Consider the following 15,707-nt stretch of genomic DNA (forward strand, 5'->3'; position numbering starts at 1 on the left):
CTAGGTACGCTCTTGGGAGCAGCACCCCTGCCCCTGAACGAGGAGCCCCCGTGACCGCCCCCGAGTCGCCCCAGCCCGTAGACGCGCCCGACGACGACAAGTCGCACGTGCCTCCGCTGACGACCCGTGTCGTCATTGCCGAGGACGAGGCCCTGATCCGGCTCGACCTCAAAGAGATGCTGGAGGAAGAGGGCTACAGCGTCGTAGGCGAGGCCGGTGACGGTGAGCAGGCCATCGAGCTCGCCCGTGAGCACCAGCCGGACCTCGTCATCCTCGACGTGAAGATGCCGAAGATGGACGGCATCTCCGCCGCCGAGAAGATCGCCGAAGAGCGCATCGCGCCCGTGCTGATGCTCACCGCCTTCTCGCAGCGCGACCTCGTCGAGCGTGCCCGCGATGCCGGTGCCATGGCTTACCTCGTGAAGCCGTTCAGCAAGAGCGACGTCGTGCCGGCGATCGAGATGGCCGTGTCCCGGTTCACCGAGCTGAAGGAGCTGGAGAAGGAGGTCGCCGACCTCACGCTCCGTCTGGAGACGCGCAAGCTGGTCGACCGGGCCAAGTCCATCCTCCAGACCGAGTACGGGCTGACCGAGCCCGCCGCGTTCCGGTGGATCCAGAAGACGTCCATGGACCGGCGCATGTCGATGCAGCAGGTCGCCGAGGCGGTCATCCAGGACGCCGAGGAGAAGAAGGCGTCCAAGGGCTGACGCCCGAGACGGCGCAGACAGCGAGGCCCGCGTCCCCAGCAGGGGGCGCGGGCCTCGTCGTAGCGCAACTAAGAGGACCTAGTCCTCGCCCAGGTACGCCTTGCGGACCGACTCGTCGTGCAGGAGGTCCTGGCCCGAGCCGGACAGGACGATCTTGCCGATCTCCATGACGTGGCCGTGGTCGGCCAGGGAGAGGGCGGCCTGGGCGTTCTGTTCGACGAGGAGGATCGTCGTGCCCTGGGACTTCAGCTCGGCGATCGTCGCCATGATCTTCTGCATCATGATCGGCGACAGACCCATGGACGGCTCGTCCAGCATCAGCAGCTTCGGCTGGGACATCAGGGCGCGGCCCATGGCCAGCATCTGCTGCTCGCCGCCGGACAGGGTGCCCGCGGCCTGCTTACGGCGTTCGCCCAGGATGGGGAAGAGGTCGTAGGCGCGCTGGATGTCCTTCTCGATGCCGGCCTTGTCGTTCCTCAGGAACGCCCCCAGCCGCAGATTGTCCTCGATCGTCATGCGGGGGAAGATGTGCCGGCCCTCGGGGGAGTGGGCCAGTCCCAGCGAGACGATGTCGTGGGCGGGGACCTTCTTCAGCGATTTGCCGCCGAATTTGATCTGGCCGCCGACCGGCTTGAGGAGGCCGGACAGGGTGCGGAGGGTGGTCGTCTTGCCGGCGCCGTTGGTGCCGATGAGGGTGACGACCTCGCCGGCCTCGACCTTGAAGGAGATGCCCTTGACGGCTTCGATCTTGCCGTAGGCGACGCGGAGGTCCTCGACCTCGAGGAGTGCGGTCATCGGTCGTTCTCCTTGCCGGGCGTGGCGTCCGACGGGGTGCCTGCCTCCGCTGCTTCGACTTCGGCCACTTCTTCGTCGCCGGGGGTGCCTTCGAAGGGCTCACCGAGGTAGGCGGCGATGACGCGTTCGTCGCCCTGGACGGTGGCGCTGTCGCCCTCGATGAGCTTCTCGCCCTGGACGAGGACGGCGACGCGGTCGCAGAGGTTGAAGATGAAGCGCATGTCGTGCTCGATGACGAGTACGGCGATGCCCTTGTCGCGGATGGCGAAGACCAGTTCCTCGGTGGCGCGGGTCTCCTGGGGGTTCATGCCGGCCGTCGGCTCGTCGAGCAGGAGGAGGCCGGGCTCGCTGGCCAGGGCTCGCGCGATCTCCAGCTTGCGCTGCTCGCCGTAGGGGAGGTTGCGGGCGAGGTGCTCGGCCTTGTTGGCGAGGCCGACGAACTCGAGGAGTTCCATGGCGCGTTCGCGGGAGGCCGCCTCGGCCTTGTGGAAGCCGGGGCCGCGGAGCAGGGCGCTCCAGAGGCCTTCCTTGGTCCGGGTGTGGCGGCCGACGAGCACGTTTTCCAGGACCGTCATGTTGGCGAACAGACGGATGTTCTGGAAGGTGCGGGCGATGCCGGCTGCGGTGACCTTGAAGGACTTGGGCGGCAGGATGTCGCCCTTGTAGCGGACTTCGCCCTCGGTGGGGATGTAGAGGCCTGTCAGGCAGTTGAAGAAGGTCGTCTTGCCGGCGCCGTTGGGGCCGATGAGGCCGACGATCTCGCCGCTGTTGACCTGGAGGTCGACGTTGCGTACGGCGGTGAGGCCGCCGAAGCGCATCGTGACGCCGCGGGCGTCGAGGACGGTGGTCCCGGTGACGGTGGTGGTGTCGGTCATGTGTCAGACCCCTGTCTTGCTGAGGACTGCGGGGGCTTCGGCCTCTTCGTGGAATTCGAGCTGGCGGCGCCGGTTGGGGATGAGGCCCTCGGGGCGGAACCGCATCAGCAGGACGAGCGCGACGCCGAAGGCGAAGAGCTGGTAGTCGCCCAGGAACTGGAGCTTGGCCGGGATGAGGTAGAGCAGGGCCGCGCCGACGAGGGGGCCGGCGATGGTGCCCATGCCGCCGAGGACGACCGCCGCGAGGAGGAAGGCCGAGTTGGGCGGGACGACGTGGGCGAACTGGTACTGCTCGGGGGTCACGGTGTAGGTGACGTGGGCCTGGACGGAGCCGGCGAGGCCGGCGAGGGAGGCGCCGAGGGCGAAGGCGATGAGCTTGACGCGGAAGCCGTTGATGCCCATGGCGAGGGCGGCGGTCTCGTCCTCTCGGATGGCGATCCAGGCGCGGCCGATGCGGGAGTCGCTGCTGCGCTGGAAGACCACCACGACGATGAGCGTGATGAACAGCATGAGCAGGAAGTAGTTGGCGAAGCGCGCGATGGTGAAGCCGAAGATGTCGTGCGACTGGCCGAAGTCGAATCCGAGGATGTCGAGGTTCGGGATGGAGGAGATGCCGTTGGAGCCGTTGGTGATGTCGGGTCCGGAGGTGCCGTCCATGTTGAGGACGGTGATGCGGAAGATCTCACCGAAGCCGAGGGTGACGATGGCGAGGTAGTCGCCGCGCAGTCGCAGGGTGGGGGCGCCGATGAGGACGCCGAAGACCATGGCGACGGCGGCGCCGAGCAGCGCCGACAGCCAGAACGGCAGGTGTACGTCGAAGGGTGAGGCGGGGGAGCCGGAGACCATGGCCGCGGTGTAGGCGCCGACGCCGAGGAAGGCGACGTATCCGAGGTCGAGGAGGCCGGCGAGGCCGACGACGATGTTCAGGCCGAGGGCGACGGTGGCGAAGATCAGGATGTAGACGCCGATGGTCGCGTACTGGTCGTCGGACTGGGTGAAGGGGAAGAGTGCGGCGGCGATGAAGGCGCCGAACATGGTGATGGTGCGGTGCTTGCCGGTGATGGCCGAGACACGGGCCACGAGCCCGGCCTTGGCGAGGGCGGCGAAGAGGAAGCCGACGGTGATGAGGAAGCCGACGAAGAGTTCGTCGTACTCGGTGCCGATGCCGTACGTGAAGACGGTCAGGCCGACGGCCATGGCGGCGACGATGACGAGGATCTCGGCGTAGGTGGGGAGCGTCGGAGCCTTGCGGGGGGTGCCGGAGGCGATGGCGGCCTTGAAGATGGACCAGTTGTGGCGCGCCGTGTGCTTGAACTGCTCCCAGCCGGTGTCGTCGGGGTCGACGGGGTCGGGCTCGGGGCGCTCGAAGGGCAGCGAGAAGGCGCCGAGGAGCGCGGCCAGGGTCACGATCGCGGCGATGTAGCCGCCGGGTTCGAGGTTGACGACGCCGCCGAGTTCGGTGCTGATCGCGAGGACCGTGTACCAGGCGGTGGCGAAGGTGCCGAGTGCGGCGAGCTTGATGGAGCTGTCGGCACCCGCGGGGGTGAGCCAGCGCAGGCCCTTGACGCCGTAGGAGGCGAGGCCGAAGAGGGTGGTGAGGGCGCCGCCGATGAGGACGAGGACCTGGAGGCCGCCGGGGTAGCCGTAGACGGTGAGGTCGCCGGGGAAGGCGGAGGTCCAGGTCCAGGCGAGGAAGGTGGAGACGACGGCGAGGGCGCCGCCGATGGTGGCGAGGGCGCGGCCGACGTTCTCGGGGAGGCCGACGAGGCCCTTGGGCGCGCTGTCCTTGTTGACGGGGGCGCCGGTGTTTTCGGTGGTCTGTGTGGTCATCGGTGTCACGCCCTGTCCGCGACGCGTTCGCCGAGCAGGCCTTGTGGCCTGACGAGGAGTACGAGGATGAGGAGTACGAAGGCCCAGACGTTGGCCCAGGACTGGCCGCCGAGGAGGTCGAAGCCGGGGACGTCGGCGATGTAGGCGGTGGCCATGGTCTCGGCGAGGCCGAGGACGAGGCCGCCGAGCATGGCGCCGTAGATGTTGCCGATGCCGCCGAGGACGGCCGCGGTGAAGGCCTTGAGGCCGAGGATGAAGCCCATGCGGAACTGGACCTGGCCGTACTTGAGGCCGTAGGCGACGGCTCCGACGGCGGCGAAGAGGGCGCCGAGGGCGAAGGCGACCACGATGATGCGGTCGGTGTTGATGCCCATGAGCTTGGCGGTGTCGGGGTCCTGTGCGGTGGCCTGCATGCCGCGGCCGGTGCGGGTCTTCATGACGAAGTAGGCGAGGATGGCCATGCTGACGGGGGCGGCGATGAACAGGAAGATGTCACCGGTCTGGATGGTGACGCTGCCGATCTCGAAGGGTCCGCCCGGGATCTCGGGGAAGTTGATGGACTCCTTGGCGCCGGGGTACCAGGCCCAGACGGCCTGCTGGAGGGCGAGGGAGAGGCCGATGGCGGTGATGAGCGGCGCGAGGCGTGGGGCGGTGCGCAGGGGGCGGTAGGCGAACCGTTCCGCTCCGACGGCGACGAGGACGGCTGCGATGACGGCTCCCACGAGCATCAGTGGCAGTGCGACCCACATGGTGGTGCCGTCGGGCAGTACGTACAGGTAGACCGTGAGGGCTCCGAACCCTCCGATCATGAAGATCTCGCCGTGGGCGAAGTTGATGAGCTGGACGATGCCATAGACCATTGTGTAGCCGATGGCGACCAGCCCGTACATTGCTCCTAGTAGCAGGCCGTTGACCAGCTGCTGCGGCAGTTCGTTCACCGCATGTCCTCCGAGGTTTCGGATGTTCGACGGATGTGACCGGAAGTGACCGGATGTGCGTCCGGGGCCGGATGTGAGTCCGCGCGGGGCGCCTGTGGAACAGCGCCCCGCGCGGCTCAGGTGGTGCGGGTGGGGGTGGGTCAGCCGGTGTAGGTACCGGACTTGACGGCCTTCCAGGCACCGTTCTCGACGGCGTACACGGTGAGCTGCTTGTTGGTGGCGTCACCGTACTCGTCGAAGGAGACCTTGCCGGTCACACCGTCGAAGGAGACGTTCTGGACGGCGGCGGTGATCTTCGCGCGGGCGTCGGACGGCAGCTTGCCGTCGTTGTCCTCGACGACCTTCTTCACGGCCAGGATGATCGCCCAGGCGGCGTCGTAGGAGTAGCCGCCGTAGGCCGCGTACTCGTCCTTGTAGCCGGCCTTCTTGTAGTCGGCGACGAACTGCTTGGCGGAGTCGAGGGTCTCGACCGGGGCGCCGACGGAGGTGGCGAGGTCACCGGTGCTGTTGGCGCCGGCCAGCTCGATGAAGGTCGGGTCGTAGATGCCGTCACCGCCGACGAGCGGGATCTTGGCACCGGCGGCCTTGATCTGCTTGCTCAGCGGGCCGGCCTGCGGGTACTCGCCGCCGTAGTAGACGACGTCGGCGCCGGAGTTCTTGACCTTGGTGGCGACCGCGGAGAAGTCCTTGGTGTCCGGGTCGATGTGGTCGGTGCCGACGACCTTGCCGCCGATCTTCTTGAACTCGGCCGTGAAGGTGGCGGCCAGACCGGCGCCGTAGGTCTTCTTGTCGTCGATGACGAAGACCTTCTTCTTCTTGGCGTCGTTGTAGACGTACTGCGCGGCGAACGGGCCCTGGATGGCGTCCGTGGTCGCGGTGCGGAAGTACGACTTGTAGGTGCGGACCTTCTTGGTCTGCCAGTCGACACCCTGCGTGAGGGCCGGGCCGGTGTTGGCCGGAGAGATCTGGACGAGCTTGGCGTCGTCGAAGACCTTCTGCATGGACTCGGCGACGGAGGAGTTCAGCGGACCGACGACGCCCAGCACGGACTTGTCGGACTGCAACTGAACGGCGTTGGCCTGGCCAGAGGAGGGCTGGGCCTGGTCGTCGAGGGCCTTGATCTCGAAGGTGACGCCGTCGACGAGCTTCTGCTTGTTGGCGGTCTTCGCGGCGAGGTCGACGGAGTTCTTGATGCCGAGACCGAGCGCGGAGAGGTCACCCGTCAGCGGGGCGTCGACGCCGATGACGACCTTGGTGCCGCCGCTACCGGAGTCCGAGCCGCCGTCGTCGTCGCGCGAGCCGCAGGCGGTGAGGGTGAGTGCTCCCGCCGCCAGCGCGGCGGTGATGGTGATGAGCGAACGTTGACGCACGATTCGTCCTTTCACTGGCGCGGCGCTTCCCCCTGGAAGCGGCCGAGTCTCTGCGCTGGTCTGTTGTGTGAATCCATGGCGCGGTGACTGGGCGTGACTCTAAGCGTGTGCAGGGAGGTGGAGGAGGGTCTGACAGAGGCTGTGACGCTCTTGTTATGACACGTCGTAATGCAGAGCGGTACTGAGTGGGTGGAACAGCGGAATTCAGGCCGATTCGCCCTGTCCGCATTTTGAGAACCCGCAGGACGTGACCGGGGGTGTTCAGGTGTCTCAGGGGTTTTGGTAATTACCCGGAACCGTTGCTGCAGGCTACTTGTAGGGCCTCTGACAGGTGTTGGGCGTATCGCTGTCCGAGGATGAAACTGTGAACTTCTATTGCGCGCGTATTACGTAGAGTTACGTCAAGGAAAGGGAGCCCGGCGTTCCATGGCACTTTCCTGCATTGCGACACATGCATCGTGATGACGACCTTGCGGCTCGTCCCCGCCCTCGTCCTGAAGGGGACCTCGGGTGTGGAAGTCACCGACATGCCCGCGAACGGCTGCGACACGCGGGTCACGGTGACCGGCGGCCCGGCGAGCACGCTCAGCTCCACCCCGAAGCTGAAGCTGTGCCGCCCGGCGCCCGCGGGGGTGGCCTCGCCGCTGAGGTAGTGCAGGTCCGTCACTTGAGACGGGTACGGCGGGGCGGGAGGCGCCGGCGGCTGGGGCCGGGTCGCGTAGAGGCAGGCGCCGCCCGCGAGGAGGGCCGTGGCGGTCGCGGTGGCGAGGGTGGCGCGCCGGTGCCGGTCGTACCACTCGCCGAGGCGGCCGCGAGGCCGGGGCGGGGCGGTGGCGTCCAGGACGTCCCAGGGGTGCGTGCCCTCGCCCGGTTCGACCGGCCCCACGCCACTCACTGCCAGGGCCCCTTGCCGGGGCCGCCGTCGCGGTACCACCGCACGCAGCCGCTGCGGGCCTGACGGTCAATCAACTGGTCGGCGGCCGCGGTGCCTTGCTTCTTCTTCTCGGCGCGGGCGGCGTCGACGACCTTGATGAGGATGTCGTACTGGCCGTTGGACAGGCCCATCGACTGGTAGTCGCCGTAGGTGTTCTGGTCCAGCACCTCGCGGGACCAGTGGGCGACGAGGCGGGTGCAGAGGTCTTCGGGGGGTGTGGGGGCGGCCGTGGCCGCCGCCGTGGTGGTCGTCCCGGCCCGCGGGGCGGCGGCGGAGCCGGATCCTCCGCATCCGCCGAGGGTCAGCAGGACCGCCAAGAACCCGACCCCGGCCCCGAGCACCGGGGCTCCTCCCGTTCGCATGCCCCGACGCTAGGCCTTGCGGCACGGTCGGGGCCAGAGGTCTTCACCGTCAGGCGCGGGCCCCGACGTGGGCACCGTCGCCCGGGTTCACGTCCCGCAGCAGACAGGTCAGCCGCGCCGTGCACACCCGCCGCCCCGCCTCGTCGCTGATCACGATCTCGTACGTCGCTGTCGAGCGCCCCCGGTGCACGGGCGTGGCCACGCCGGTCACCAGGCCCGAGCGGGCGCCCCGGTGGTGGGTGCAGTTCAGGTCCACGCCCACGGCGATCTTCGAGCTGCCGCCGTGCAGCATCGAGCCGACCGAGCCGAGGGTCTCGGCGAGGACGGCGGACGCGCCGCCGTGCAGCAGTCCGTACGGCTGGGTGTTGCCCTCCACGGGCATGGTCCCGACGACCTTCTCCGCCGAGGCCTCGACGATCTGGACGCCCATACGGGTGCCGAGGTGTCCGGCGGAGAACAGGGCCGGGAGGTCCACGCCGAGCGCGGCGTACTCGTCGATGACCTCTTGCGGGAACTTCACGTGCTGCTGCTCGCCCATGGGGCCCGGCTCCGTTCGTCGGGATCGCTCACGTCGGTGTCACTCCACTGAGCAAACGCTCAGTCGGTCGCCGATTGTTCCAGACGGACCACGACGGACTTGCTGGCCGGGGTGTTGCTGGTGTCCGCGGTCGCGTCCAGCGGGACGAGGACGTTGGTCTCGGGGTAGTAGGCGGCCGCGCAGCCGCGCGCGGTCGGGTAGTGCACGACGCGGAATCCGGGGGCCCGGCGCTCGACGCCGTCCTTCCACTCGCTGACCAGGTCCACATAGGAGCCGTCGGCGAGCTTCAGCGCGGCCGCGTCCTCGGGGTTGACCAGGACGACCCGGCGGCCGTTCCTGATGCCGCGGTAGCGGTCGTCGAGGCCGTAGATCGTGGTGTTGTACTGGTCGTGCGAGCGCAGGGTCTGGAGCAGCAGCCGGCCCTCGGGGAGCGCCGGGTACTCGACCGGCGCGGCCGTGAAGTTGGCTTTGCCGGTGGCGGTCGGGAAGCGGCGCTCGTCGCGGGGGGCGTGGGGGAGGGTGAAGCCGCCGGGCTCGGCCACCCGCGCGTTGAAGTCCTCGAAGCCGGGGATCACGCGCGCGATGCGGTCCCGGATCGTGGCGTAGTCCTTCTCGAACTCCTCCCACGGCGTACGGGAGGCCTCGCCGAGGACGCGGCGGGCGAGGCGGGCCACGATGGCGGGCTCGGACAGCAGGTGGGTGCTCGCGGGCTCCAGGCGGCCCCGGGAGGCGTGCACCATGCCCATCGAGTCCTCGACGGTCACGAACTGCTCTGTGCTTTTCCCGTTCGGGCCGACCTGGAGGTCGCGCTCGGTGCGGCCGAGGGTCGGCAGGATCAGGGCACGCGCGCCCGTGACGGCGTGCGAGCGGTTGAGCTTGGTCGACACGTGCACGGTCAGGCGGGCGCGCCGCATGGCCGCCTCGGTGACGTCGGTGTCGGGGGTGGCGGAGACGAAGTTGCCGCCCATGGCGAAGAAGACCTTCGCCTTGCCGTCGCGCAGCGCCTCGATGGCCCGTACGACGTCGTAGCCGTGCTCGCGCGGGGGCGCGAAGCCGAACTCCTTCTCCAGGGCGTCCAGGAAGGCCGGGGCGGGGCGCTCGAAGATGCCCATGGTGCGGTCGCCCTGCACGTTGGAGTGTCCGCGCACCGGGCACACGCCCGCGCCCGGGCGGCCGATGTTGCCGCGCAGGAGGAGGAAGTTGACCACCTCGCGGATGGTCGGCACGGAGTGCTTGTGCTGGGTCAGGCCCATCGCCCAGCAGACGATGGTGCGCCGCGAGGCGAGCACCAGGGAGAGGGCTTCCTCGATCTCCGCGCGCGTGAGGCCGGTCGCGGTGAGCGTCTCGTCCCAGTCGGCGGCGCGGGCGGCCGCGGCGAACTCCTCGAAGCCGTGGGTGTGTTCGTCGACGAAGGCCTGGTCGACGGCGCCTTCCGTGTCCAGGATCAGCTTGTTCAGGAGGCGGAAGAGGGCCTGGTCGCCGCCGATGCGGATCTGGAGGAACAGATCGTTGAGGGCGGCGCCCGTGAGCATGCCCTGGGCGGTCTGCGGGTTCTTGAACCGCTCCATGCCCGCTTCGGGCAGCGGGTTGACGCTGATGATCTTCGCGCCGCCCGCCTTGGCCTTCTCCAGCGCGGAGAGCATGCGCGGGTGGTTGGTGCCCGGGTTCTGGCCGGCGACGATGATCAGGTCGGCCTTGTAGAGGTCCTCCAGCAGGACGCTGCCCTTGCCGATGCCGATGGTCTCCGACAGGGCCGAGCCGGAGGACTCGTGGCACATGTTGGAGCAGTCCGGCAGGTTGTTGGTGCCGAGCTCGCGCGCGAAGAGCTGGTACAGGAAGGCGGCCTCGTTGCTGGTGCGCCCCGAGGTGTAGAAGACGGCCTCGTCGGGGGAGCCGAGGGCGGCGATCTCCTCGGCGACGATGTCGAAGGCGCGCTCCCAGGTCACCGGCTCGTAGTGCGTGCCGCCCTCGGGGAGGTACATGGGGTGGGTGAGCCGTCCCTGCTGGCCCAGCCAGTAGCCGCTGCGCGTCGCGAGGTCGGTGACGGGGTGCGCGGCGAAGAACTCCGGGGTGACCCGGCGCAGGGTGGCCTCCTCGGCCACGGCCTTCGCGCCGTTCTCGCAGAACTCGAAGGTGTGCCGGTGGTCCGGCTCCGGCCAGGCGCAGCCCGGGCAGTCGAAGCCCTCCTTCTGGTTCACCCGCAGCAGCGTCAGCGCGGTCCGCTTCAGCCCCATCTGCTGCTGCGAGATACGCAGGGTGTGGCCCACGGCCGGCAGCCCCGCCGCCGCGTGCTTCGGCCCGGCGACCTGCGGAGCGTCCTGGACCGGATCACCCTTGGGCGGCTTCGTTGCCATCGCGGCGCTCTCCTTCGCATGCACATGTGAACTACGTCTCCGATCCTCGCACGCACCGCCGACAGCGAGGGTCGCCGGGGCGTGGGGAGGACGGAGACCATCGTTGCGTATTGAGCAATAGTTGCGAAAGGGGGAACGGTCGCGGTCGGGTGGCCCCTGCCGGGGCTTGGCCGCGGCGGGGCACGACTGTCAGTGGGGCGTGGCAGGATCGGGGGCGTGGCAGAGACAGCATCGAAGAAGACCGACAACAGCCCCGGCGGCAGCCGCCCGCGCCTGATGCTCATGGACGGGCACTCATTGGCGTACCGCGCGTTCTTCGCGCTGCCCGCGGAGAACTTCACGACCGCGACGGGCCAGCCGACGAACGCGATCTACGGCTTCGCCTCGATGCTGGCCAACACCCTGCGCGACGAGGCGCCCACGCACTTCGCGGTGGCCTTCGACGTGTCGCGCAAGACCTGGCGCTCCGAGGAGTTCACGGAGTACAAGGCCAACCGCTCCAAGACCCCGGACGAGTTCAAGGGCCAGGTCGAGCTGATCGGTGAGCTGCTCGACGCGATGCACGTATCGCGGTTCGCCGTCGACGGCTTCGAGGCCGACGACATCATCGCCACGCTCGCCACCCAGGCCGAGGCCGCCGGCTTCGAGGTGCTGATCGTCACCGGCGACCGCGACTCCTTCCAGCTCGTCAGCGAGCACACCACCGTGCTCTATCCGACGAAGGGCGTCTCCGAGCTGACCCGGTTCACCCCGGAGAAGGTGTTCGAGAAGTACGGCCTGACCCCCGCCCAGTACCCCGACTTCGCGGCCCTGCGCGGCGACCCGTCCGACAACCTCCCGGGCATCCCCGGCGTCGGCGAGAAGACCGCCGCGAAGTGGATCAACCAGTTCGGTTCGTTCGCGGACCTCGTCGAGCGTGTCGAGGAGGTCAAGGGCAAGGCCGGCCAGAACCTGCGCGAGCACCTCGAGGCGGTCAAGCTCAACCGCCGCCTCACCGAGATGGTCCGCACCGTCGAGCTGCCGAAGACGGTCGCCGACCTGGAGCGCGCCCCGTACGACCGCAAGACGCTCGCGATGATCCTCGACACCCTCGAGATCCGTAACCCCTCGCTGCGCGAGCGCCTCCTGGCCGTCGACCCGGGCGCCGAGGAGGCCGAGTCGACACCGGTCGTGACGGCCGGTGTGGAACTCGACGGCACGATCCTCGGCACCGGCGAGCTGTCCGCCTGGCTCACCGAGCACGGCACCCAGACCCTCGGCGTCGCCACGGTCGACACCTGGGGCCTCGGCACCGGCTCGGTCGCCGAGATCGCCCTCGCGGCAGCCGGCGGACCGGCCGCCTGGATCGACCCCACCCAGCTCGACGAGGCCGACGAGAAGGCCCTCACCGGCTGGCTCGCCGACGCCGCCAGGCCCAAGGTCTTCCACAACGCCAAGGGCGCGATGCGCGTCTTCGCCGAGCACGGCTGGAGCATCGCCGGCGTCTCCATGGACACCGCGCTCGCCGCCTACCTCGTCAAGCCGGGCCGCCGCTCCTTCGACCTGGACGCCCTGTCCCTGGAGTACCTCGGCCGCGAGCTCGTCCCCGCCGCCGCGGCCGACGGCCAGCTCGCCTTCGGCGCGGACGACGGCGCCGAGGCCGAGGCCCTCATGGTGCAGGCCCGCGCGATCCTCGACCTCGGCGAGGCCTTCGAGGCCAAGCTGACCGAGGTCGGCGCCGCGGACCTGCTGCGCGACATGGAGCTGCCCACCTCCGCGCTGCTGGCCCGCATGGAGCGGCATGGCATCGCCGCCGACCGGGCCCATCTGGAAGCCATGGAGCAGATGTTCGCCGGCGCCGTCCAGCAGGCCGTCAAGGAGGCCCACGCCGCCGCCGGGCACGAGTTCAACCTGGGCTCGCCCAAGCAGCTCCAGGAAGTCCTCTTCGGCGAACTGGGCCTGCCCAAGACGAAGAAGACCAAGACCGGCTACACCACGGACGCGGACGCCCTGGCCTGGCTCGCCACTCAGACGGACAACGAACTGCCGGTGATCATGCTCCGGCATCGCGAGCAGGCCAAGCTGCGCGTGACGGTCGAGGGCCTGATCAAGACCATCGCGGCGGACGGCCGTATCCACACCACGTTCAACCAGACGGTCGCCGCCACGGGACGCCTCTCCTCCACCGACCCCAACCTCCAGAACATCCCCGTGCGCACGGACGAGGGCCGGGCCATCCGCCGCGGATTCGTGGTCGGCGAGGGCTACGAGTCGCTGATGACGGCCGACTACAGCCAGATCGAACTGCGCGTCATGGCCCACCTGTCGGAGGACGAGGGCCTCATCGAGGCGTTCACCTCCGGCGAGGACCTGCACACCACCGTCGCCTCGCAGGTCTTCGCCGTCGAGCGCGACGCCGTGGACGCGGAGATGCGCCGCAAGATCAAGGCCATGTCGTACGGCCTCGCCTACGGCCTGTCCGCCTTCGGCCTCTCCCAGCAGCTGAACATCGAGGCGGGCGAGGCGCGGGCCCTGATGGACACCTACTTCGAGCGCTTCGGCGGCGTCCAGGACTATCTGCGGCGCGTGGTCGACGAGGCGAGGGCGACGGGGTACACGGCGACCCTCTTCGGCCGCCGCCGCTACCTCCCCGACCTCAACAGCGACAACCGCCAGCGCCGCGAGGCCGCCGAGCGGATGGCCCTCAACGCGCCGATCCAGGGCACGGCCGCCGACATCGTCAAGATCGCGATGCTCAACGTCGGCAAGGCCCTGAGCGAGGCGGAGCTGACCTCCCGCATGCTGCTCCAGGTCCACGACGAAATCGTCCTGGAGATCGCCCCCGGCGAGCGCGACCGCGTCGAGGAGATCGTCCGCCGCGAGATGGCGGGCGCGGTCCAGCTGCGCGCCCCGCTGGACGTCTCGGTGGGCGTGGGCCCGGACTGGGAGTCGGCGGCGCACTAGCCTCCGGCGGTGGAGCGGGGGGCTGCGGCGGGGGGTACCGAGATGCTCGCGGCGTTCGGTAGCCGGGTAGCCCGGTGACCCGGGGTCCGGTGGCCCGGTGTGCGGAGGCCTGATGGGCCGGTGATCGGCGGCGGAGGGATTGCGGGGATTCGACCCCCTCCGCCGCGACGGTGTCCGGGGCCGTGCCGTCGCGGCCGCCGTGCGTGGGCGCAAGCCGCGCCGCGGGGCCGCCGTGCCTGGGCGCAAGCCACCGCGTTTCGCCTCTGTGGCGGTGCGCGCTACGCCGGTTTCGCCTCTGTGGCGGTGTGCGCCACCCTGGTTTCTCCGCCGCGGCGGTGCGCGCCACCGCGGTTTCGCCTCCGCGGCGGTGCGCGCCACCCCGGTTTCTCCGCCGCAGCGGTGCGCGCCACCCCGGTTTCTCCGCCGCGGCAGTGTGCACCACCCCGGTTTCTCCGCCGCCGCGGTGCGCGCCCACCGCGGCGCGCCCGGCGCTGCCGGACCCGCCCCCACCCCCGAAAAGCCGTCACTCAGGTGGCCCCCGCGAAAACGCCCTCACCCACCCCCGCCCGTAAGGATGCGGACATGGGTATACGCACGCTCCACCGCCAGACGGCTCCGGCGCAGGCGACCACCGATGCGACCGCGTCCACCCCAGCCGTGCACGTCCCGCCCTTCTCGGCAGCGGCAAGCACGCCCCGCATCCCCACGGACCTTGCCACCACCCTGCGCAGGGCGGCCACAGACGTCCGTCACCGCCTCACCCGGAGGGACTGGCTGAGCCGCAGGGACCTGCGCCTGTGGGCCGACCAGGCCCGCGGCTACCTGGCGCTGCTCCTCAGCGCGGTCCCGCGCTCCCGCCCGATGCGCACCATGACCGTGTTCATCGCGACCGCCGGCACGGTCACGGCCCCCTCAGACGGCCCGGCCCCCGTCGAGACCGTCACCGACGCCCCGGACTGCTCGGCTCCCGTCGAGACCGCCCCTGACCCTTCGGACTGCCCGGCCCCCGTCAGCACCGCCACCGCCCCCTCCGCCGGCCCGGTCCCGGACAGGATCGTCACCGACGCCCCGGACGGCTCGGCTCCCGCTCGGCCGGCTTCGGCGTCCGGACCGGACGCCACGCCCTGATCGCCGCGGTGTACCCCAGCACCCCCACCACCAGCCCCGCGCCCACGCCGAAGCACAGCGTCGGGATCAGTTCCCACGGCTTCGCGGAGGCCCCCCAGTAGGCCCACCACCGCGAGGCCCGCTGCACCGCCGCGACGAGCACACAGCCGCCGATGCCGACGGCGGCCCAGCACCGGTCGCGCACCGAGAGCGCGGGCACGCCCGTCGGCTCGCTCACCGGCGCCCGCCGTACCGCGTACACGACGAACCCGGCGATCACCACCGCGGCCACCGCCGAACTGCCGTACTGCAGGTACCAGTACAGCGGTGACCCGGCGATCGTCTCGCCCAGCACCGGGAACAGCCGCATCCCCCACCGGTCGTGATGCGTGAACGCGTCCCACACGACATGCGTCAACGCCCCGAGCGCCGCCGACACATACCACCGCGCCAGCCGCCCTGGCCCTACCCGCGCGCGGGGCGTCCCGCAGCGCAGCAGTGCCGCCACCCGCCCCTGCCGCGCCCTCGGCAACAGCGCCACCAGGGGCTCCCGCACGAGCAGCCAGAGCCCCACCAGCGCCCACGCGATCAGCACGTCGACGCTGAAGACGCCCGGGAACGAATGCGTGAAGGTCCCGAACTCCATCGCCTCGGAGAACGCGCTCGCCGCGAAATAGGTCATGTCGGGAGCGAAGGAACCCGCCACGAGAACGGCCGGAACCAGCCGCCCCCGCCCGGTTCCGTCGGCACGCACAGCAGGTAACACCGCGGCCGCGTGACTGAGGGTGAACGGCAAGAGGGCCTCCCGAGGCAGGGAACGGACCGGCCCAGTATGGCCAACCGGTGAAAACCGGGCACGAACGGGTGCCCGAGCAAAGGAAGTTGCCGTAGGGTCGCCTGGGTCCCCCCGCCGGGGAGCGGGGTCGAACCGAATCACCGAACAACAGAACCAAA

Annotated in this window: 13 protein-coding genes; 3 read left to right on the plus strand and 10 right to left on the minus strand. The window is 69.9% G+C overall.

Annotated elements, in window-relative coordinates:
• The first annotated feature begins 50 nt into the window (after positions 1-50).
• Positions 51-707, plus strand: coding sequence for an ANTAR domain-containing response regulator (locus tag ACFUO4_RS16925; protein ID WP_079310942.1), 657 nt, complete (start codon positions 51-53; stop codon positions 705-707).
• A gap of 78 nt (positions 708-785) precedes the next feature.
• Here ACFUO4_RS16925 and ACFUO4_RS16930 read toward each other — a convergent pair whose 3' ends face one another.
• The 9 genes from ACFUO4_RS16930 to ACFUO4_RS16970 all read right to left on the minus strand — a co-directional run bounded on the left by ACFUO4_RS16930 (position 786) and on the right by ACFUO4_RS16970 (position 10,703).
• Positions 786-1,502 carry an ABC transporter ATP-binding protein gene (locus tag ACFUO4_RS16930; RefSeq protein WP_079310941.1) on the minus strand — a complete coding sequence of 239 codons (717 nt, stop codon included), beginning with the start codon at positions 1,500-1,502 and terminating at the stop codon, positions 786-788.
• Complete coding sequence (locus tag ACFUO4_RS16935) at positions 1,499-2,377, minus strand: ABC transporter ATP-binding protein (RefSeq protein ID WP_079310940.1); 879 nt, start codon at positions 2,375-2,377, stop codon at positions 1,499-1,501. The genes ACFUO4_RS16930 and ACFUO4_RS16935 overlap by 4 nt, the downstream gene beginning before the upstream one ends.
• A gap of 3 nt (positions 2,378-2,380) precedes the next feature.
• Positions 2,381-4,207 (minus strand): branched-chain amino acid ABC transporter permease, encoded by a 1,827-nt coding sequence (locus tag ACFUO4_RS16940; protein WP_383485042.1) that lies wholly within the window; start codon positions 4,205-4,207, stop codon positions 2,381-2,383.
• 5 nt (positions 4,208-4,212) lie between these two features.
• Positions 4,213-5,145 carry a branched-chain amino acid ABC transporter permease gene (locus ACFUO4_RS16945; RefSeq protein WP_194080193.1) on the minus strand — a complete coding sequence of 311 codons (933 nt, stop codon included), beginning with the start codon at positions 5,143-5,145 and terminating at the stop codon, positions 4,213-4,215.
• A gap of 140 nt (positions 5,146-5,285) precedes the next feature.
• Positions 5,286-6,515 carry a branched-chain amino acid ABC transporter substrate-binding protein gene (locus ACFUO4_RS16950; protein ID WP_383485047.1) on the minus strand — a complete coding sequence of 410 codons (1,230 nt, stop codon included), beginning with the start codon at positions 6,513-6,515 and terminating at the stop codon, positions 5,286-5,288.
• 286 nt (positions 6,516-6,801) lie between these two features.
• On the minus strand, positions 6,802-7,410 hold the full coding sequence (locus tag ACFUO4_RS16955; RefSeq protein ID WP_383485050.1) for a Tat pathway signal sequence domain protein: 609 nt from the start codon (positions 7,408-7,410) through the stop codon (positions 6,802-6,804).
• Positions 7,407-7,811 carry a hypothetical protein gene (locus tag ACFUO4_RS16960; protein ID WP_383485053.1) on the minus strand — a complete coding sequence of 135 codons (405 nt, stop codon included), beginning with the start codon at positions 7,809-7,811 and terminating at the stop codon, positions 7,407-7,409. Before ACFUO4_RS16960 ends, ACFUO4_RS16955 begins: the two co-directional genes overlap by 4 nt.
• 49 nt (positions 7,812-7,860) lie before the next feature.
• Positions 7,861-8,349, minus strand: coding sequence for a hotdog fold thioesterase (locus ACFUO4_RS16965; protein ID WP_383485056.1), 489 nt, complete (start codon positions 8,347-8,349; stop codon positions 7,861-7,863).
• 59 nt (positions 8,350-8,408) lie between these two features.
• Entirely contained in the window at positions 8,409-10,703 is a 2,295-nt protein-coding gene (locus ACFUO4_RS16970) for an FdhF/YdeP family oxidoreductase (protein WP_383485059.1), read from the minus strand.
• Between the two features lie 216 nt (positions 10,704-10,919).
• Here ACFUO4_RS16970 and polA point away from each other — a divergent pair, with 216 nt between their 5' ends.
• Positions 10,920-13,646 carry a DNA polymerase I gene (gene polA, locus ACFUO4_RS16975; RefSeq protein WP_383485062.1) on the plus strand — a complete coding sequence of 909 codons (2,727 nt, stop codon included), beginning with the start codon at positions 10,920-10,922 and terminating at the stop codon, positions 13,644-13,646.
• A gap of 582 nt (positions 13,647-14,228) precedes the next feature.
• Positions 14,229-14,774, plus strand: a complete 546-nt coding sequence (locus ACFUO4_RS16980; RefSeq protein ID WP_383485065.1) for a hypothetical protein — start codon at positions 14,229-14,231, stop codon at positions 14,772-14,774.
• Here ACFUO4_RS16980 and ACFUO4_RS16985 read toward each other — a convergent pair.
• Positions 14,704-15,549, minus strand: a complete 846-nt coding sequence (locus ACFUO4_RS16985; protein ID WP_383485068.1) for a DUF4184 family protein — start codon at positions 15,547-15,549, stop codon at positions 14,704-14,706. The two genes, ACFUO4_RS16980 and ACFUO4_RS16985, sit on opposite strands and share 71 nt — an antisense overlap.
• Positions 15,550-15,707: the final 158 nt, after the last annotated feature.

Origin of the sequence: Streptomyces sp. NPDC057280, from assembly GCF_042668605.1 — a bacterium.
In the GTDB taxonomy this organism is placed as follows: Bacteria; Actinomycetota; Actinomycetes; order Streptomycetales; family Streptomycetaceae; genus Streptomyces.